At 49.7% G+C, this 19,078-nt stretch carries 14 protein-coding genes; 9 read left to right on the forward strand and 5 right to left on the reverse strand.

Annotation, left to right across the window (positions count from 1 at the left end; all coding sequences use genetic code 11):
• Positions 1 to 110: 110 nt before the first annotated feature.
• The 6 genes from GA0116948_RS07080 to map all read left to right on the forward strand — a co-directional run bounded on the left by GA0116948_RS07080 (position 111) and on the right by map (position 8,590).
• A complete protein-coding gene (locus GA0116948_RS07080; protein ID WP_089710546.1) occupies positions 111 to 1,385 on the forward strand; it encodes a TIM barrel protein in 1,275 nt (424 codons plus the stop codon).
• A gap of 3 nt (positions 1,386 to 1,388) precedes the next feature.
• On the forward strand, positions 1,389 to 2,735 hold the full coding sequence (locus GA0116948_RS07085; protein WP_089710548.1) for an FGGY-family carbohydrate kinase: 1,347 nt from the start codon (positions 1,389 to 1,391) through the stop codon (positions 2,733 to 2,735).
• Between the two features lie 30 nt (positions 2,736 to 2,765).
• A complete protein-coding gene (locus GA0116948_RS07090) occupies positions 2,766 to 3,797 on the forward strand; it encodes a GntR family transcriptional regulator (protein WP_089710550.1) in 1,032 nt (343 codons plus the stop codon).
• A 281-nt stretch (positions 3,798 to 4,078) separates the two neighbouring features.
• Positions 4,079 to 5,824 carry an ABC transporter ATP-binding protein gene (locus GA0116948_RS07095; protein WP_089710551.1) on the forward strand — a complete coding sequence of 582 codons (1,746 nt, stop codon included), beginning with the start codon at positions 4,079 to 4,081 and terminating at the stop codon, positions 5,822 to 5,824.
• A complete protein-coding gene (locus GA0116948_RS07100) occupies positions 5,808 to 7,583 on the forward strand; it encodes an ABC transporter ATP-binding protein (RefSeq protein ID WP_089710553.1) in 1,776 nt (591 codons plus the stop codon). Before GA0116948_RS07095 ends, GA0116948_RS07100 begins: the two co-directional genes overlap by 17 nt.
• 239 nt (positions 7,584 to 7,822) lie before the next feature.
• Entirely contained in the window at positions 7,823 to 8,590 is a 768-nt protein-coding gene (map, locus tag GA0116948_RS07105; RefSeq protein WP_089710554.1) for a type I methionyl aminopeptidase, read from the forward strand.
• Positions 8,591 to 8,682: 92 nt separating this feature from the next.
• Here the strand turns inward: map and tkt are convergent, their stop codons facing one another.
• Both tkt and GA0116948_RS07115 read right to left on the reverse strand, forming a co-directional pair.
• On the reverse strand, positions 8,683 to 10,704 hold the full coding sequence (tkt, locus tag GA0116948_RS07110) for a transketolase (RefSeq protein ID WP_089711126.1): 2,022 nt from the start codon (positions 10,702 to 10,704) through the stop codon (positions 8,683 to 8,685).
• A gap of 192 nt (positions 10,705 to 10,896) precedes the next feature.
• A complete protein-coding gene (locus GA0116948_RS07115; RefSeq protein WP_089710556.1) occupies positions 10,897 to 11,667 on the reverse strand; it encodes an NUDIX hydrolase in 771 nt (256 codons plus the stop codon).
• Positions 11,668 to 11,760: 93 nt separating this feature from the next.
• Here GA0116948_RS07115 and GA0116948_RS07120 point away from each other — a divergent pair, with 93 nt between their 5' ends.
• Positions 11,761 to 13,698, forward strand: a complete 1,938-nt coding sequence (locus tag GA0116948_RS07120) for a glycoside hydrolase family 3 protein (protein ID WP_089710558.1) — start codon at positions 11,761 to 11,763, stop codon at positions 13,696 to 13,698.
• A gap of 160 nt (positions 13,699 to 13,858) precedes the next feature.
• Here GA0116948_RS07120 and GA0116948_RS07125 read toward each other — a convergent pair whose 3' ends face one another.
• Both GA0116948_RS07125 and GA0116948_RS21015 read right to left on the reverse strand, forming a co-directional pair.
• On the reverse strand, positions 13,859 to 16,138 hold the full coding sequence (locus tag GA0116948_RS07125; protein ID WP_089710560.1) for a GH92 family glycosyl hydrolase: 2,280 nt from the start codon (positions 16,136 to 16,138) through the stop codon (positions 13,859 to 13,861).
• A 69-nt stretch (positions 16,139 to 16,207) separates the two neighbouring features.
• On the reverse strand, positions 16,208 to 16,411 hold the full coding sequence (locus GA0116948_RS21015) for a hypothetical protein (RefSeq protein WP_123891730.1): 204 nt from the start codon (positions 16,409 to 16,411) through the stop codon (positions 16,208 to 16,210).
• 187 nt (positions 16,412 to 16,598) lie between these two features.
• On the opposite strand from GA0116948_RS21015, the gene GA0116948_RS07130 reads away from it, so the two are divergent.
• Both GA0116948_RS07130 and GA0116948_RS07135 read left to right on the forward strand, forming a co-directional pair.
• Positions 16,599 to 16,826, forward strand: a complete 228-nt coding sequence (locus GA0116948_RS07130) for a KTSC domain-containing protein (RefSeq protein WP_165798378.1) — start codon at positions 16,599 to 16,601, stop codon at positions 16,824 to 16,826.
• A 175-nt stretch (positions 16,827 to 17,001) separates the two neighbouring features.
• Positions 17,002 to 18,072, forward strand: a complete 1,071-nt coding sequence (locus GA0116948_RS07135) for a glycoside hydrolase 5 family protein (RefSeq protein ID WP_089711128.1) — start codon at positions 17,002 to 17,004, stop codon at positions 18,070 to 18,072.
• Positions 18,073 to 18,379: 307 nt separating this feature from the next.
• On the opposite strand, the gene GA0116948_RS07140 is transcribed toward GA0116948_RS07135, so the two are convergent.
• Positions 18,380 to 18,913: an outer membrane beta-barrel protein gene (locus GA0116948_RS07140; RefSeq protein ID WP_240619165.1), complete on the reverse strand. Its 534-nt coding sequence runs from the start codon at positions 18,911 to 18,913 to the stop codon at positions 18,380 to 18,382.
• Positions 18,914 to 19,078: the final 165 nt, after the last annotated feature.

Genomic DNA, 19,078 nt, shown 5'->3' on the forward strand with positions numbered 1-19,078 from the left:
AATTCATAATTCATAATTCATAATTCATAATTCATAATTCATAATTCATAATTCATAATTCATAATTCATAATTCATAATTCATAATTCATAATTAGATAAGCCCACGTTATGCAACTACATCGTTCCACAATAGCTGATCATAATGAATCATTGCTGAAAGATCATCAGCGCCGTATACAATATCTGCGCAGTGAAGTACCGCGCGTAGACGAAGTACTGCCCTTACTCACAGATTTGCAGGTAGCTATTCCCAGTTGGGCGCTGGGTACAGGAGGCACCAGGTTTGGCCGCTTTTCGGGTGGCGGAGAACCCCGCAGCCTGGAAGAAAAAATAGAGGACGTAGGACTCCTACATGCGCTGAACCAAAGCAGTGGCAGCATTTCCCTGCACATCCCCTGGGACGTGCCGCAGCACCATGCGGCCATCCGTACCCTGGCGGCTCAACACGGACTGCTGTTTGATGCCATGAATTCCAACACCTTCCAGGATCATCCCGGACAGGCCTATAGCTATAAATTTGGTTCCCTGCACCATGTAGACAAAGCCGTGCGTAAACAGGCGGTGGAGCACAACATCGAAGTAATTCGACAGGGGGTGGAGCTAGGCTCCAAGGCCCTGTCTATATGGCTTTCCGACGGGTCTAACTTCCCGGGCCAGCTCAATTTTCGTAAGGCCTTCCAAAATACACTGGAAAGCTTGCAGGAAATATATGCCGCACTGCCCGCTGATTGGAAACTGTGGTTGGAGTACAAGGCATTTGAACCCAACTTTTATTCCGGCACGGTGGCCGATTGGGGACAATCCTTATTGTTCGTAAACAAGCTTGGCCCCAAAGCCTTTACCCTGGTAGATTTGGGTCATCATCTGCCGAATGCCAATATTGAGCAAATAGTGTCCCTCCTGCTCATGGAAGGCCGGTTGGGTGGCTTTCATTTCAACGATTCCAAATATGGCGACGACGACCTCACCACCGGTAGCATACGGCCCTACCAGCTGTTCCTGATCTTCAACGAACTGGTGGAAGGAATGGACGCCCGGCATATGTCGCATAGCCGCGATATGGGTTGGATGATCGATGCTTCGCACAATGTGAAAGACCCGCTGGAAGACCTGTTGCAAAGCGTGGAAGCCATTAAGCTGGCCTACGCTCAGGCCCTCCTGGTAGACCGCAAAGCATTGCAGGAAGCCCAGGCACAGAACGATGTGGCCCGCGCCCAGGAAATCCTGCAAGCCTCCTTCCGTACCGACCTGCGTCCACTGCTGGCAGAAGCCCGCTTGCAGGCTGGCGCTGCGCTGGATCCGCTGCAATTGTTCCGCCAGCTTCACGTAAGAAACTCCCTCATTAAAGAACGCGGTAACACTGCCGTAGCAACCGGACTATAAACCATGCAACGTACACCCGTAATCGCGATCTTTGATATCGGGAAGACGAATAAAAAATGTTTTCTTTTCGATGCACACTACCGGCTACTGAAAGAGCAGTCGGTAAAATTTACCGAACTGCCCGACGAAGACGGCCACGGTGCGGAAGACCTGGGGGCGCTAAGCGCCTGGGTAACAAATACCTTCCACGTGTTGCAGCAGCTGGGCGAGTATGACATCCGTGCCGTTAATTTCTCCGGCTATGGGGCCAGCTTCGTATGGCTGGATCAAAATGGCCAGCCAATAGCCCCGTTATACAGCTACCTGAAACCTTACCCGGCTGCCTTGCAACAGCAGTTTTACGACCAATACGGCCCTGCACACCAGGTAGCCAGGGATACGGCATCGCCGGCACTGGGCAGCCTTAATTCCGGCATGCAATTGTACCGCCTCAAGTATGAGCAACCTGCTACGTTTGCCCGTACCCGTTATTGCCTGCACTTGCCGCAGTACCTGAGCTTTTTGCTGACCGGGCAGGCATATGCCGACATTACCAGCATTGGTTGTCATACACAGTTGTGGGATTTTACTAAAAATGCCTACCACGATTGGGTAGCGGCAGAAGGCATCCTGCCAAAGCTGCCGCCCTTGCACCCGGCGGAAAACGCTGTTGCAGCCGTGGTGAATGGCCGGCCATTACAAGCCGGCATTGGCCTGCACGACAGCTCTGCGGCCCTCATTCCTTATCTCTCCGGTTTTCAGGAGCCTTTTGTATTACTCAGTACCGGCACCTGGTGTATTAGCCTTAATCCTTTTAATCACAGCCCGCTTACCAACGAAGAGTTGCAAAACGATTGCCTTTGTTACCTCGACTACAAAGGCCGGCCCGTGAAGGCCAGTCGTGTGTTTGCAGGTTATGCGCATGAACAGTTGGTGAAAAAGTTGGCATCCCATTTTAACAAGCCCCTGCATTATTACCGGGAAGTATGGTACGATCCCGCAATGGCCGCCACTTTAAGACCCGAGCCTTTGCAAGACCTGGGCTTGCCCTCCTTAGATCCATTTTCCGGGTATGAATCAGCCTATCACCAGTGGATGGTATCTATCCTGGAAGTGCAGCGCAAGGCATTGGAAAGAGTGCTGCATGGTACGCCGGTAAAACGCATTTTTGTAGATGGCGGTTTTAGCGGCAACCCAGTATTTATGCACCTGCTGGCTGCCGCCTTCCCGCAGGTAGAAGTGTACGCCGCTGCCATGGCTCAGGCATCGGCCCTGGGCGCCGCCCTGGCTATTCATCATGCCTGGAATGCCGCACCCATGCCCACAGACCTCATTGATCTGAAATACTATGCCGCTCCGCAAACCGTGTAAGCCCTGCCGGAAAAGCCGTAACTTAAATTTATGAAAGCTTCCAAGTTGTTCGATATGATACAGGTAGATGAGTTTTCCTCTACACCTAAATACCTGCAATTAACGAACGCCATCCTCAATGCCATCAGCGCCGGGAAATTACAGAAAGACGATCCCCTGCCAAGTATTAATGAGCTGAGCTACCAGTTGGAAATATCCCGGGATACCGCCGAAAAAGGATATCGCTACCTGAAGAAAATAGGCGTGCTGGCTTCTGTGCCCGGCAAAGGATATTTTATCCGCAACACCGCTTTCCGGCAAACCCTGAAAATATGCCTGCTATTCAACAAACTCAGCGCACACAAAAAAATTATATACGACGCCTTTGTTGAGGCGCTGGGAGAACAGGTGGCCATCGATTTTTATATCTATAACAACGACTTCTCTTTGTTCAAAAAAATACTGCTCAACAAAAAAGGAGAATACTCTCATTATGTGATCATCCCGCATTTCCTGGAAGGTGGGGAGCATGCTTTTGAGATCATCAACACCATCCCACCGGAGAAATTATTGCTGCTGGACAAAATACTGCCCGATGTAAAAGGGGAGTACGCGGCCGTATACGAAAACTTTGCGGACGATATTTACAACGCCCTCGAAAAAGCACTGGAGCCACTCAGCAAGTACCGTACGATCAAGATTATTTTTCCCCGCAACAGTTATTACCCCGTAGAAATACAACGGGGCGTAAACCGCTTTTGCCAGGACTATGCCTTTAATTATAAAGTAGTACACCGCCTGGCAGACGAATCCATAGAGGAAGGAGAGGTGTACATTATCCTCATGGAAGACGACCTGGTAATGCTGATTGAGCGGCTCATTTCCCTGCAACTAAAGGTAGGTGAACAGGTAGGTGTAATCTCTTACAACGAAACGCCGCTTAAAAAAATTATTCTCAACGGCATTACCACCGTAAGCACAGATTTTCGTCAAATGGGTGCCAGCGCAGCCCGCATGATACTGGATAACGAGCGCCGCCACCTGGAAATACCTTTTCATCTCACGCTGCGGTCTTCCTTGTGAAAATAGATTAGATCATAACTGAATGCCTGCTATACAATAGGAAATACCATCCTTTTCCCCAAAAAGCCCCGAAAAAAGAAATACCCTATTTTGCAAATAGCTTTACAATATTTGCAAAATTGATTCGTCAATATACCCATAGCAGGTAAGCATCCGCTTTACTTGGTCCTGGTTAAATTTACCATATAACCTGTAAAAGACGTATTAGAACTGTATAATGTGAAGGGCTGGCGGGTATTTTTGTACCTTCGCGCGGCATATCTCCTGAATAATTAATTCATATGGCCAAAGAAAAGAAAGTAAGCAAACCGCAAGGCCCCAGCGTGTTTGGTTTATTGAAACCCTACCGTAACATGGTAATACTGCTATTGGTATTTTCTACCGCTACCAACGGACTTACCCTGTCGCTGCCTATGCTTATCCGCAAAAGTGTAAACCAATTTCAAACCCGGCCGGAGGCCATGAGCACCCTGTATTGGACATTTTTGGGCGTAAGTATATTGGTGTGCCTGTTTGCCTTCGCACAAGGATACCTCCAAACCTACACCTCTGAAATAGTGGCGCGCAACCTGCGTACCCAGCTTTCCAACAAAATATCACGGCAAAGTTATGCCTACATTCAGCAGGCTAATCCTTCCCGCCTGCTCACCAACCTCACTTCCGACATTGACTCCATAAAAATGTTTGTTGCGCAGGCGGTGTCTTCTATTGTGGCATCGCTGGTTACCATCATTGGCGCTAGTGTTTTGCTGATTACGATCAATTGGCAGCTGGGCCTGTGTGTGATTGGAATTATTCCCATTATTGCCATTACTTTTTTCATAATACTGGGCAAGGTAAAAGCCTTGTTCCGTAAGAGCCGTGAGATCATCGATTGGTTAAATAAAGTGATCAATGAAAGCATACTCGGCGCAGCCCTGGTGCGGGTATTGAACTCCTGGCAACTAGAGTACGATAAATTTACGACGCCCAATATCAAGGCCCGCGACCTGGGCCTGGCCATCCTGCGACTGTTTTCCTTACTCATTCCCATCGTAACCCTTACGGCCAACCTGGCCGTACTTACCATCCTGCTGGAAGGCGGGCGTTCCGTTATCCTAGGTAGCATGGACCTGGGTACATTCGTAGCCTTCAATAGTTACCTGGCCATGCTCATTTTCCCCATTTTCGTGATTGGTATCATGAGTAACATCATCTCCCAGTCTACCGTCGCCTACGCCCGGGTAAGCGGGGTGCTGGGGGCGCCGGAAACAGCGCCCACCGGTACTTACACAGCTACCCTGCAAGGTAACATGGCCCTGGAAAATGTAACCGTGCATTACGGGGAAAAGCGGGTGCTGAAAAATGTATCCATGCAAATCAAAGGCGGCAGCCGTACGGCGGTGATAGGGCCTACGGCGGCAGGTAAAACACAGTTGCTACACGTACTCACCGCCCTGGTAAAAGCCGATGAGGGACAGGTGTTCTACGATGGAAAAGATATCAACGAATATGCGCAGGACGAGCTGCTGCGGCAGATAGGCCTGGTGTTTCAGGATAGCATTATCTTCAACATGAGCCTGCGGGAAAACATAGCCTTCAGCGATACCGTGACCGATGAATCGCTGGAAAAAGCTATCCGTACCGCCGAGCTGTATGATTATATCCAGGAACTGCCGGATGGTCTCAGCACCATTGTGTCCGAACGGGGCAACAGTCTTTCCGGTGGGCAGAAGCAGCGCATTATGCTAGCCAGGGCGTTAGCAATAAATCCTACAATACTTTTGCTCGACGACTTCACCGCACGCGTAGACACCCAGACGGAGCAAAAGATATTACAAAATGTGCGTACCTATTACCCCGGCATTACTTTACTGTCTGTTACCCAGAAAATAGCTTCCGTGGCAGATTACGACCAGATCATCCTACTCATGGAAGGAGAGGTGCTGGCCACCGGCACCCATGAAACGCTTTTGCAAACCAGCCATGAATACGTACAGATATTCAATTCACAACGCAGCACCAGTAACTATGAATTACAATCTTAACGAGCTTTTGGCCAACCGCGATCGGCCATCCAGCGGCAAAACGGCGTTGCGTGATTTCATGCGGCTCATGGGTGGGGAAAAACGCAACCTGCTGGAAGCGCAAATATACATCCTGCTCAATACAGGCCTGAACCTTACCGGCCCGCTGCTGGTGGGCTATTCCATAGACCAGTACGTTCAGCACAAACGGCTGGATGGCTTGCTTCATATGGGCGGTATTTTGATCGGTGTATACCTGCTGGCGTTTGTAATGGCCTACCTGCAAACCAACAAAATGGGCGGTGTAGGACAGCGCATGTTGTTTACGCTGCGCAATGCAGTGTTTATTAAACTACAGGAATTGCCCGTGGCGTTCTTTAACCAGAACAAGGCCGGCGACCTGATATCGCGGATCAACAACGATACTGATAAGGTAAACCAGTTCTTCTCCCAATCCCTCATGCAATTTGTGGGCAGCGTTTTTACCATGTTGGGTGCCGGCATTTTCCTGTTGTCTATCAACTGGAAACTGGGTGTGGCCAGCCTGGCGCCTGCCGCCTTCCTGCTGCTCTTCACCCGGGTAATTTCCCCCTGGGTGCGGCAGCGTAATGCCCGCAACCTGAAAAGTGCAGGTAGCTTGAGCGGGGAAATTCAGGAAAGCCTCCAGAACTTTAAGGTAATCATCGCCTTTAACCGCCGCGATTATTTCCGCAAGCGTTTCCAGGAAGCCAATGACGATAATTATAAAACTTCTATACAGGCCGGGGTGGCCAATAACCTGTTTTTGCCGGTATCTACCTTCCTCTCTGCCATAGCCCAGCTACTAGTGGTAGCTTATGGCATTTATATGATCATGCACCACGCGTTTACCATTGGGCTGTTAGTGAGTTACCTGGCTTATGTGATGAACTTTTACAACCCGGTGCGGCAAATGGCGGCGCTGTGGGCCAATTTACAGGTGGCACAGGCAGGGTGGGACCGCATTGCACAGATACTGAGCTTGCATTCCGACCTGGAGATCAGGGAAGAGGATGTAACTAACGCAAATGGATATACGAAAAGTGCCTTGCTGGAATTTAAAGACGTGTCCTTCCGATATCCAGACGGTAAGCTCGTGTTGCATAGCATCAGTTTCCGGCTGGAGCCAGGTAAAACTTATGCGCTGGTAGGCCCTACCGGTGGTGGGAAAACCACTATGGCCAGCCTCATTGCCCGCCTTTACGATCCTACGCAGGGCGAGGTATGGCTGGATGGCAGGGACATCCGCACGTATACCCCGGCGGTGCGTTCCCAAAAGGTGGGATTCATCTTGCAGGAGCCTTTCCTGTTTAGTGGCACCGTGCGCGACAACCTGCTGTATGGTAATGAACAATACAGCCACTACACGCCGGAAGAACTGGATGCAAGTATACGGGAAGCCAACCTGGAAAGCCTGCTGGGCCGTTTCGAAAATGGCATTGAAACGGAGATACTGCCCAATGGCGAAGGCGTGAGCCTGGGGCAAAAACAGCTCATTGCTTTTATGCGCGCAGTGCTGAGAAACCCCGCCCTGCTCATTCTGGACGAGGCTACGGCCAATATTGATACGGTAACCGAACAATTGCTGGACGATATTTTACGCAAACTGCCCGCCACTACCACCCGCGTGATCATTGCACACCGGCTCAATACGATTGAGAGCGCCGATGAAATATTCTTTGTGAACAGTGGTTCCGTAACCCGTGCCGGTTCTATGCAAGACGCAGTAAACATGCTGCTGCACGATAAGCGCAGCAGCTAATGCACAACCCTTGCCACCACCGCCCTAAAGGTAGCGGGGAGGGGGGCAGGCTGTAAATACAACTGCATAATCCACTGTTATTATAGCAAGCAGAAGGCAGTGCAGGCTACCCATAAAATTGCTACATTTGACGGGAAGGCACAAATCATATGGCATTCAATAGCAGCGTTTATTCCACGGTATTGCATGCGATCTGCATGTATAAAAGAGGTGTTTGATTAATTTTTAATTTCCACGTTATGTCGATTACCAATGAAGATGAATTTTCCGGCATTCAAGCCGTGAGCGAACTGGTAGGCCTGGTGCTTCGGGAGATGCGCGCCTACGCCCGCCCCGGCATGTCTGCCCAAACGCTCGATGAATATGGGGGCAGCATTTTATCTGATTACGGTGCCCGCTCTGCACCCCGTGCAGCGTATAACTTTCCCGGCTGGACCTGCATTAGTGTCAACAACGAAGTGGCCCACGGCATTCCTTCCGCCCACAAGATATTCCGGGACGGAGACCTGATTAATGTAGACGTATCTGCGGAACTGAACGGCTTTTGGTCAGACAATGGCGGCTCGTTCGTAATGGGGGAGGATAAGTACCATCACCAGCAGTTGGTAGATGCGTCTAAAGCTATTTTATGGCAGGCCATTGCCGCTATACACACCGGTGTGAAGATTGCAGAAGTAGGCCGCATCGTAGAATCGGAGGCACGCTACCGGGGGTACAGGGTCATTAAAAACCTAACCGGTCATGGTGTGGGACGCAGCCTGCACGAAGAGCCACACGACATTGCTAATTGCTACAATCGCTTCAACGGAAGACGCTTTTCCAGCAATGCCGTTGTGGCCATTGAAACGTTCATTGCCACCAGTTCTACCATGGCCTACACCACCAAAGACGGCTGGACACTGGTGGGCAATAAAGGTGGTTATGTAGCCCAGCATGAGCATACCATCATGGTAACCGACCAAATGCCGGTGATCCTTACGGAAAACAATGGCATTTGGGAAAGTTGATTTTCATGGGCCATTGCAGGCATATCTTACAATAAAGAACAGCCGGTACGCATGCGCACCGGCTGTTCTATTCCTGTTAAAAACATATTTAGTTATTTACCTAACAGCGCCTTTGCTTTCTTGATCACATTATCTACCGTAAATCCAAATTCGGCAAATACCTGCTCTGCCGGGGCAGATTCTCCAAAGCGGTTGATAGTAATAGTATCGCCTTCATCGGTTACCCATTTGTGCCAGCCTTGTGCAATGCCGGCTTCTACAGCCAGACGTTTGCGTACGGTCTTAGGTAATACCGATTCCTGGTAAGCGGCATCCTGTTTTTCGAACAGCTCCCAGGAAGGGAAACTTACTACGCGGGCGGCTATGCCCTGTGCCTGCAATTGCTCTTGTGCTTTCACGATCAGCTCTACCTCAGAGCCGGTGGCCAGGAGGATGATGTCGGGAGTTTTACCGGTGTCGGAGAGGATGTAAGCGCCTTTTTCGAGGTTGCTGGCTTTTGCATATTTATTTTGATCCAGGACCAGCAAATTCTGACGGGTGAATACCAATACCACCGGGCCATCCTTATGTTCCAGTCCTACCCGCCATGCCTGTGCAGTTTCATTAGCATCTGCCGGACGGATAACGGTAAGATTGGGAATGGCGCGCAGCGCGGCCAGTTGTTCAATGGGCTGATGGGTGGTGCCATCTTCTCCCAATCCTATACTGTCGTGCGTATACACAAACAGGGGGCGTATTTTCATAATGGCCGCCAAACGGATGGGGGGGCGCATATATTCAGAAAACATGAGGAAGGTAGCGCCATAAGGTAAAATGCCCTTGGTCAGTGCCATTCCATTCAAAATTGCTCCCATGGCGTGTTCGCGAATGCCGAAGTGGAAGTTGCGGCCGCCGTGGTTATCGAAATTGAAGGAAGGATATTTTTTCAGATTGGTATCGGTAGAAGGTGCCAGATCTGCGGAGCCGCCGATCAGGGTGGGAAGTGCATCGGCAATGGCATTCAGCGTATCGCCGGAGGCTTTACGGGTAGCTACGCCTTTGGGATTATCTTCCGTTTTGTATACCGGCAGTTTTTCCTGCCAGCCACCCGGCAATTGTCCGCTGGATAGAGTTTCATATTCTGCGGCCAGTTCCGGATATTTTTCCTTGTAATTTTTGTAAAGGGTATTCCAGGCTTCTTCTTCCTTGGCACCACGGGAGCCTGCGGCGTGGTAATAACTCAGCACCTCGTCAGGCACATAGAAAGATACTTCCGGATCAAAGCCGAAGCCTTTTTTTACCAGCTTCACTTCTTCCACGCCCAGGGGGGCGCCATGTGCGCCGGCGGTATCCACTTTATTAGGACTACCGTAGGCAATGTGGGTACGTACTTTAATGAGGGAAGGGCGTTGGGTTTCGGCCTTCGCGCGTTCTATAGCGGCCTGTATGGCAGCTACATCGTTGCCGTCTGGCAGTACTTGTACATGCCAGTCATAAGCCTCAAAACGTTTGGCCACATCTTCATTAAAAGCAATCGCAGTGTCGCCTTCAATGGAAATGTGGTTGTCGTCGTAGAGATAAATAATATTGCCCAGCTTCAAGTGACCGGCCAGGGAGGCAGCTTCTGCGCTCACACCTTCCATCAGGTCGCCGTCGCTGCAAATAGCGTAGATGTGGTAGTTAAAAAGATCGAAGCCCGGCTTGTTGTAGCGGGAGGCCAGGTATTGCTGACCAATGGCCATGCCTATGCCGTGTGCAAAGCCCTGGCCCAGCGGGCCGGTAGTAACTTCAATCCCGGCCAGCAATCCGTATTCCGGGTGGCCGGCGGTTTTACTGTGCAGTTGGCGAAATTGCTTCAGGTCTTCCAGGGAAATGTCTTCATAACCGGTAAGGTATAGGTAAGCATATTGTAACATACAGGCGTGGCCTGCAGAGAGAATAAAACGGTCGCGGTTCGCCCAATGTGGGGATTTGGCATTGTAGCGCAAGGCGGAGGTCCACAAAACATGTCCCATCGGCGCAAGGCTCATGGGGGTGCCGGGATGCCCTGAATTAGCTTTCTGTACTGCATCGGCGGCTAATACCCGCACGGTATTAATGCCCGCCTGAACGATTCCCTGAGTCATAATGTCCATGATAAAAAAGATTGGATTTTTAATGCGGAGCATCGCCCAATAAATGTGCCGGGAAACCAGCTTATCCCTCGGGCTGCCTGCCATTGAAACGATTCCTTATTGCACGTATTCCGTTGGTGGAAATTAAGCTAATAATCCAAGTACGCCAAAAGCCATTCCAAGGGCCATCGTTGTACATAGGATAGTGCCGGCTCACCATTTATGCAACCCATCCTGTAAGGCTTGCTGGTACTGCTTTTCATCAAAGCTATAAAGGTAAGGCGACTTATGGGCCACGCCCGTACGCCGCACTTCCCGCCGCTTTAAAATATGATATCCCAGTATTTTCCGCTGAAAATTACGACGGTCCAGCGTTACACCCAGTATGGTCTCATATAATTTCTGTAGTTCCGGCATGGTAAACTGCTCCGGCATGAGCGACATGCCAATGGGCTGGTAGTTCAGTTGAATGCGCAGCGTTTCCAGTGCTTTGTCCAGGATATGCCGGTGGTCCATCATCAGCGGAGGTATATTTTCGAGATCGTACCACTGGCAAGTGTCCGTTAGTTCATCGGCCTGGGGCGTTACCCGGGTAAAATCCACCAGGGCGTAAAAACCCACGGAAATAAAACGCTGGGCCAGCCAATGGGATGAATCGATGGATAGATCGGCAAAAGAAAAATGGTGGATAGCCTTCGAGGTATCGGAACGGGTCGGGTCGCTGAAGATGTGGAACTGCTGGAGAAAAATGTTGTCCAGGCCAGTCCGTTCCTTCAATATTCGGCTGGCGGCTACCTCCAAAGCCTCCTGCCGGTATATAAAACCGCCCGGCAATGCCCATTCTTGCAGGTTACGCATTTTTAAAAGCAACACCTTGAGCTGTCCTTCATGGAATCCAAATATCACACAGTCCAGCGAAAGCTGTGGCATATACAGCGTCGCGCCTTGCAGTACCAGTTGCTTAAATTTTTCGTAATCCTTCATGCAGCATAAAAAAGTGGAGGCTAAAACTAAGAATTCATTTCGTTGTTCGGGATAAAAATAATACATTGTGTCATACAAACACATTGAACCGTTATGAACATTATTCCACGTTGGGCCTGGCAGCCCGTGGCCATAGGTGTGGCCATCATCGCTATTTGTGGTGCTACGCGCCTATCTCCATCCTTGCCTGTTACGCTACTACGCCACAGCCATGTATTAAAAAACAGTAACGGCACAGGTTTCCGCGATCTAAACAAGAATCAGCGACTGGATGTATATGAAGACGTACACCAGCCCATAGAAAAACGCATTCAAGACCTGTTGCGGCAAATGACGCTGGAAGAAAAGGCTGGTATGCTGTTTATTAACGGAGCCCGCATTAATGAAGACGGATCTATTGAAGATAAGCCCGGCAAGGGCATCTTCGCCTTTGCCCCCAATGCGGCCAAGCTACTCACGGAAAAGAAGATGAACCACTTTAATCTTTGGGCTATCCCAGCCAACCCGCATACACTGGCGGTGTGGTACAATAAGATGCAACAACTGGCAGAAGCCAGCCGCCTGGGTATTCCCATCACCATTGCTTCTGATCCGCGCAGTCATTTTTCCAATAACATTTTTGCCATGCAGGCCAGCGGGTTTTCACAATGGTGCGAACCGCTGGGGCTGGCCGCCATTGGCGATCCCCAACTTACGCGGCAGTTTGCCGATATGGTACGCCAGGAATACCTTGCAGTAGGCATCCGCGAAGCGTTGCATCCGCAGGTAGATCTGGCCACGGAGCCGCGCTGGCCCCGCATTAGCGGTACTTTTGGAGAAGACGCCCAATTGTCTGCCAGGATGGCCACAGCCTACATCCTGGGCTTCCAGGGCGCTACGCTCAATGCCCAGGGCGTAGCCACCATGACCAAACATTTCTCCGGCGGCGGCCCGCAACGCGAAGGCCTGGACCCACACTTTCCTTTCCAGCGGGGGCAGATATATCCCGGTCATAATTTTAAATATCACCTTATTCCCTTTGAAGCCGCCTTTGCTGCCCATACGGCAGGAATTATGCCTTATTACGGCGTACCCATGGGGCAAACGAAGGAAGACGTAGGCTTTTCCTATAACAAAGCCATCATCACTGATCTGCTGCGGCATCATTACCGTTACGATGGGGTAGTATGTACCGATTGGGGTTTGGTAACAGATGCCCACTTAGACACCATTGTATGGCCGGCCCGTGCATGGGGTGTGGAAAAGCTGAGCATTCCTGAACGTATGCAGAAGATTATCGATGCCGGGGTAGATCAGTTCGGGGGAGAGAATAACCCTGAGGTGGTTATTCAATTGGTGCGGGAAGGTAAGGTAAGCGAACGCCGCATAGATAGTTCCGTGGTGCGGCTGCTGCGGCAGAAATTCCAACTGGGCCTGTTCGACAATCCTTATGTAGCCGAAGATAAGGCCGCGACCACCGTGGGCCGTGCAGACTTTGTAGCGGCTGGTGAGGCCTCGCAGCGTCGAGCCATTACGCTCCTGAAAAATGATCAAAAGATATTGCCGCTTAAACAATCCCTGAAACTTTATCTTCAAAATATTGACCCGGCAGTAGCCGCCCGGTATGGTACGGTGGTAAACCGTCCCGAAGATGCTGACCTGGCCATTATACGGCTGCAAACACCTTTCTATCCCGTTGAGTCCAATATTCCACTGGCAAAGATGTTCCACCACGGCGACCTCGATTTTAAAGGCACACAGTTAGACAGCATTTTGCAATTGCTACATAAAGTGCCCACGATCGTAGACATTTACCTGGATCGCCCTGCGGTTATTCCGGAGATCAGCCAGGCGGCCAAGGGACTGCTGGCAGATTTTGGCGCCAGCGATGCTGCCGTGCTGGATGTGATCTTCGGTAAGTTTAAACCCGGCGGGCATTTACCCATAGAACTACCTTCTTCCATGGATGCCGTGCGCGCCCAAAAAGAAGATGTACCCTACGATTCTAAAGACCCCTTGTACAAATTTGGTTTCGGGCTGCGTTACGAATAACAATTGTGTGTATTATAAATGGGGCGCCTTATCATGAAAATGGTAAGGCGCTTTTTTTATGAGATCAGGTGGAGTAGGGCTGTGGGTTTGGTATTACAAAACAGCCGTCTTCATGCAGTGAAAACGGCTGTTGAATTTGATTGCAGGAATAAAAATAGTATTAGAATGAGGTAGGCCGGCTGGAGGCTGCCTGGCCAAAAGTTTGGTTGGGCGTGCCACCCATCTTAATTTTCAGCAAGCCCCCCTTCAGCAGATCCTGGTGACGGATGAAACTCTTGTTGTAAGGTTGTCCGTTCAGGGTAATGCTTTGGATGTAAATATTAGATGGGCTGTTGTTTTCTGTTTGTACGGTAAATGTTTTGCCGTTGCCTACACTTACGGTGGCTTTATCGAAGAGGGGACTGCCCAATACATAAACGCCGTTGGCAGGGTTCACCGGGTAAAAGCCCAGGGCAGACCACACATACCAGCTACTCATGGCGCCGCAGTCTTCATTGCCTGCCAGGCCATCTATTTTGTTGGTATAAAATTCATGGACCACCTGGCGTACTTTTTCGGCCGTTTTCCAAGGCTTGCCTGCAAAAGCATAGAGGTAGGTTACATGGTGGCTGGGTTCATTGCCATGGGCATACATGCCGATCAGGCCGGAAATGTCGTTGGAAGCCTGGGCGCCCATATCGCCCTTGGCGTGGAAAAGGCTGTCTAGTTTTGAACTAAATGCTTCGTCGCCCCCCATCAGGTCAATCATACCTGCCGGATCCTGGGGTATCAGCCAGGTGTATTGCCAGCCATTGCCTTCGGTGAAGTCACCTTTTTCATGGATAGAATTAAAGGGGTCGTAAGGCGATTTAAACTGGCCGTTGTCCAGTTTGGGCCGTACAAAGCGGATGCTGGGATCGAAATAGTTTTTGTAATAAGTAGCACGTTTGGCATAATAAGCGGCATCGTCGGTTTTGCCTAGTTGCCGGGCCAGTTGTGCAATACACCAATCGTCGATGGCATATTCCATTCCCTTGGATACAGATTCGTATTCTTTATCGGCAGGGATATAACCTTTTGAAACTACATAATTCAATCCAAATTCTCCATTGTTGGCCGTTTTTTTCATGGCCTCCAAAGCTTCCTCTCCGCTGAAACCCCGGAACCCTTTTGCATAGGCATCGGCCAGCAGGGGTACGGCATGATAGCCTACCATACAATTGGTTTCATTGCCCATCAGGTGCCATACGGGCAGCTTGCCCTGCTGCTCGTAGATGGCCAGCAGGCTGCGGGCAAAATCGTTCACCTTTTCGGGGTGAAGCAGGGTGGCCAGGGGGGCGCAGGAGCGGTAAATGTCCCACAGGGAGAATACAGAGTAGTTATTGAACCCCGGGTTATGATATACTTTTTTATCGGTGCCACGGTAGTCGCCATTGTGGTCATTAAACAGGGCGGGGTCTATCATGGTATGGTACAAGGCGGTGTAGAACACGCTGCGCTGAACGGTGTCTTTGGTCGTAATGTTGATCCTGGACAGTTCTTTATTCCATTTGGCATTGGCGGCAGCCACCGTCTTTTCAAAATTCCAGTCCGGTATTTCCGCATTGATATTGGCCAGTGCATTTTCGCTGCTTACCGGCGATATGCCGATCTTCAATAGCACGTTGCCGGCGTTGGCAAAAGACAATATGCCTTTTACAGCGATGGCTTTAAGCGATTTGCCGCTGGCAATGGTGCGGTCATTATACAATGCCAGTTGCTGTACAGGTACTGAGCTTTTAATGGCAAACCACAGGCGCTGATCGGGAGCCCAGCCTTTAGAAAAGCGGTAGCCTACGAGCGTGTAAGCATCTTTTTGTTCCAGATAGGTTTCAGTAGGAGCATCCCAGCCTATACCCTGTTGAAGATCGATCAGTACATGAGCAGGCTGGCCTTGAGGGAATTTATAACGGTGCAAGGCCACGCGCTCACTGGCGGTAATCTCTACTTTGGTATTATAATCGAGCAGTTGTACACTGTAATAACCGGGTCGGGCGGTTTCTTGTTCATGGGAGTAGCGAGAACCAGTATGCAATGCGCCATGATCGTCGGCATCGTTATTGCCATAAGTCTTGGGAGTGCCGGTGTAAGGCATGATCATTACATCGCCCAGGTCGCCAATGCCGGTACCGCTCAGGTGGGTTTGCGGGAAGCCTATTACCACACTGTCTGAATAATGATAGCCGGAACACCAGTCCCAGCCTTTTACGATATTAGTAGGTCCTGCCTGTACCGCACCATAGGGCACACTGGCACCTACAAATACATGTCCATGGCCGCCGGAGCCAATGTAGGGATCTACAAACAACAAGGGAGCGGGTTCCTTCATTGGTGCATGTTGCTGCGCCTGCGCGGGCAGTGTGATGCCACCCGCTAATGTACCCGCCAGCAGCAGGGTACGGGACTTAAATCCTATAATCATGGTTCAAAAGTATACATAGTTGAAGTTGCAAGGTAGAGTAACCCGGCATTATTTACAAGCCATGCGGCTTCAGTTTACCGGGTAGCCCATCCGGGCCATTTCCTTACGCTCTCTTTTATTAAACAGGTGAGGGGGGTGTTTTTCTTTGGGCAAGCCTTTGTCGAACTTCGTTTCCGCGCCCATGGCGGGGGCATGATATACTTTAGGGGCGCAGCCGGCATTCATGCACCAGCAGGTTATGCAGCCTATTACAAAAAGCAGATTGGCTCTCATACACAAATACTTTTAAAACACCCGAATATAACGGGCTAGTAGTACAGATATTGTACCAGTAATCGGGGCATAATATCTGATAAATAGGATCGTAAACATCCGGCCCCTTGTGCCGGAGTGCTGCGCATATCCCGCTGAAGGGTCATGCGAATAGAAATTTTTTACTAAGCGTGAAAATATTATGGCAATGGTTTGGCGGGCAACCCCGCGCAGCAAAAGTATCCTGATGGCGGGCTATGACGCCCGGCGGCGGGTAATGACAGTGGTGTACACTGGTGGCACTGCTTACGATTATCAGGATGTACCCTCTTCGCTGTGGGAGCAATATGAAAACGAGATCGATAACGGGGGATCTGCGGGAGCATTTATTAATAATGAGGTGAAACCCTATTTCCGGTTTGATAAAGAAGAATAGTTAATATCACCAGATAAATACACAACAGGCGGCCACATCGGGATCCATGTTAATTATCAATGCATGCTTTGTTTTACTTGTTGCTCTGTAATGCGCAAAAAGAGATGTACCGGATTTGCAATTCTTAACTTTAAGCGTATATTGTACCTTTAAATAAATCCACGAAATAATGTATATGAACAGATGTTATATTCCACTATTATGCGCCTTACTGATCGCAGGCGTTTCTATTTCCCATGCACAAAATAAAGCTGCCGCCGTTTGGCCGGCAGCAAAGGCTAATTCCTGGTATAAATCTCATCCATGGCTTACCGGGGCAGACTATATTCCCCACACGGCCATTAACCAGTTGGAAATGTGGCAGGCAGATACTTTTGATCCAAAGACCATAGACCAGGAATTTGGCTATGCCGAAGGTATTGGCTTTAATACCATGCGCGTGTTCCTGCACAGTGTGGCCTGGAGCCAGGACCCTAAAGGATTTAAAAGCCGGTTAAACCAGTTCCTGGACATTGCCGCCAAGCATCACATCACCCCGATGCTTGTATTTTTCGATGACTGCTGGAACAAAACGCCCAAGCAAGGCTTGCAACCCGCACCCAAACCCGGCGTTCACAACTCCGGCTGGATGCAGGATCCCGGGCAGCCGGCTTCGGAAGACGCGGCCATTTTTCCTGCGCTCGAAAAATATGTGAAAGATATACTTACTTCGTTTGCCCACGATAAACGTATTCTGCTCTGGGACCTGTATAACGAACCAGGCAACGGTGGTAAGAAAGATAAATCCTTGCCCTTACTCACGAAAATATTCCAATGGGCAAAGGAAGTAGATCCCGATCAGCCTATCAGCGCAGGTCTCTGGTCCTGGGAGCTGGAAACCCTCAACACTTTCCAGGTTACGCATTCCGACGTAATCACCTATCATGATTATGAAGAATTGCCCTGGCACCTCCGCGTAGTGCAAATACTGAAAAGCTATGGCCGCCCGCTGATCTGCACGGAGTACATGGCCCGCCCCCGCAACAGTCTTTTTTCAACTATCCTGCCCATGCTGAAAAAAGAAAATGTAGGCGCCATCAACTGGGGCTTTGTATCAGGCAAAACCAATACCATCTATGCCTGGGATACGCCTATCCCGGATGGTAGTGAGCCTGCTGTATGGTTCCATGATATTTTCCGCGCCGATGGTACGCCGTATAAACAGGAAGAAGTGAATTTGATTAAGCAACTGAATGAGAAGAAGTAAAAAAGTATGTAAGCGGAATAGCAAAAAGGCTGTCTTTTATGTTTTCAAAAACTGGAAGACAGCCTTTATCTTTTAGGATTTTTCTATTTTGCGCTCGTTACAGATAGCCGCAGCAGGCCTATGCTTTAATTTGCTTGTGCTAACTTATTTTAAAACAAAGCTGCACATGTTGGGAATAAAAAAAGGTCGCCGGTGAAGATACCAGCGACCTGCATGCGATTACTTGCTGTTGCCTGCAATTTAAATGTTGCTATCATGCCTAGTTAGGAAAACGGCCCATTTAATATGTTCTGGCAATTGCGCAGGTTTAAAAATTAACGCCTGCCTTCAGCCCCCAGAAGCCACTGGAGCCATCTTTGTGCCATAATTCATATTTAGCCTCCACATCAATCATCAGGATGCGAATGCCAATACCGGGTGCAAAGATGGCAGCGGCCCCGTCACGGTATTTGGTATTCGTAAAATTGGCCACTCCACCTTCTACCTTTACATACAGCAGCGGGAAGAAATGATACTTCACACCCACGCGGATAGGAATGGCGCTCACATTGGGGTAAGTATATTTGCCGGGGCTGGAATCTGGATTGGTAATGGTAGTGGTTTTACCTCCAAAGTGCATATACCCGACGGAGCCGGTAATACCCAGACCAGCAATGAGTTTAATGTCTGCATTAACGCCGCCTCCCCATCCTACGTCATGGGTGTCATGAAAATCGCCGGCGGGTGCGCCGGTCTCAATGTAAGGGCCGATACTGAATCGTTTCAGTTGGGCTAAAGCCGCCGTACTGCCCAGGCATAGCAATGCTACAGCCAGGGAAAGGGTGCGAAATGTTTGTTGCATAGTGTATTGATTTTCGGTTTTCAGGTCTGGAATAAAATAGGACAGCCGCGGGTACGTTATAAAACCTATGCCACGCGATGGGAGTTATTACAAAATGCTTACCACAAACATAATTGTTTTTTACTTCACTCATAAAGTCACAAAAAAGAGGAGGGGTAAATACTT

It is taken from the genome of Chitinophaga costaii, from assembly GCF_900094705.1.
In the GTDB taxonomy this organism is placed as follows: Bacteria; Bacteroidota; Bacteroidia; order Chitinophagales; family Chitinophagaceae; genus Chitinophaga; species Chitinophaga costaii.

Bases quoted from the DNA above. Each gene is read 5' to 3' on its own strand.
- GA0116948_RS07135 (WP_089711128.1), top strand. From the start codon at position 17,002: ATGAACAGATGTTATATTCCACTATTATGCGCCTTACTGATCGCAGGC.
- GA0116948_RS07095 (WP_089710551.1), top strand. From the start codon at position 4,079: ATGGCCAAAGAAAAGAAAGTAAGCAAACCGCAAGGCCCCAGCGTGTTT.
- GA0116948_RS07140 (WP_240619165.1), bottom strand. From the start codon at position 18,913: ATGCAACAAACATTTCGCACCCTTTCCCTGGCTGTAGCATTGCTATGC.
- tkt (WP_089711126.1), bottom strand. From the start codon at position 10,704: ATGGACATTATGACTCAGGGAATCGTTCAGGCGGGCATTAATACCGTG.
- GA0116948_RS07090 (WP_089710550.1), top strand. From the start codon at position 2,766: ATGAAAGCTTCCAAGTTGTTCGATATGATACAGGTAGATGAGTTTTCC.
- GA0116948_RS07085 (WP_089710548.1), top strand. From the start codon at position 1,389: ATGCAACGTACACCCGTAATCGCGATCTTTGATATCGGGAAGACGAAT.
- GA0116948_RS07115 (WP_089710556.1), bottom strand. From the start codon at position 11,667: ATGAAGGATTACGAAAAATTTAAGCAACTGGTACTGCAAGGCGCGACG.
- map (WP_089710554.1), top strand. From the start codon at position 7,823: ATGTCGATTACCAATGAAGATGAATTTTCCGGCATTCAAGCCGTGAGC.
- GA0116948_RS07130 (WP_165798378.1), top strand. From the start codon at position 16,599: ATGGTTTGGCGGGCAACCCCGCGCAGCAAAAGTATCCTGATGGCGGGC.
- GA0116948_RS07080 (WP_089710546.1), top strand. From the start codon at position 111: ATGCAACTACATCGTTCCACAATAGCTGATCATAATGAATCATTGCTG.
- GA0116948_RS07125 (WP_089710560.1), bottom strand. From the start codon at position 16,138: ATGATTATAGGATTTAAGTCCCGTACCCTGCTGCTGGCGGGTACATTA.
- GA0116948_RS21015 (WP_123891730.1), bottom strand. From the start codon at position 16,411: ATGAGAGCCAATCTGCTTTTTGTAATAGGCTGCATAACCTGCTGGTGC.
- GA0116948_RS07100 (WP_089710553.1), top strand. From the start codon at position 5,808: ATGAATTACAATCTTAACGAGCTTTTGGCCAACCGCGATCGGCCATCC.
- GA0116948_RS07120 (WP_089710558.1), top strand. From the start codon at position 11,761: ATGAACATTATTCCACGTTGGGCCTGGCAGCCCGTGGCCATAGGTGTG.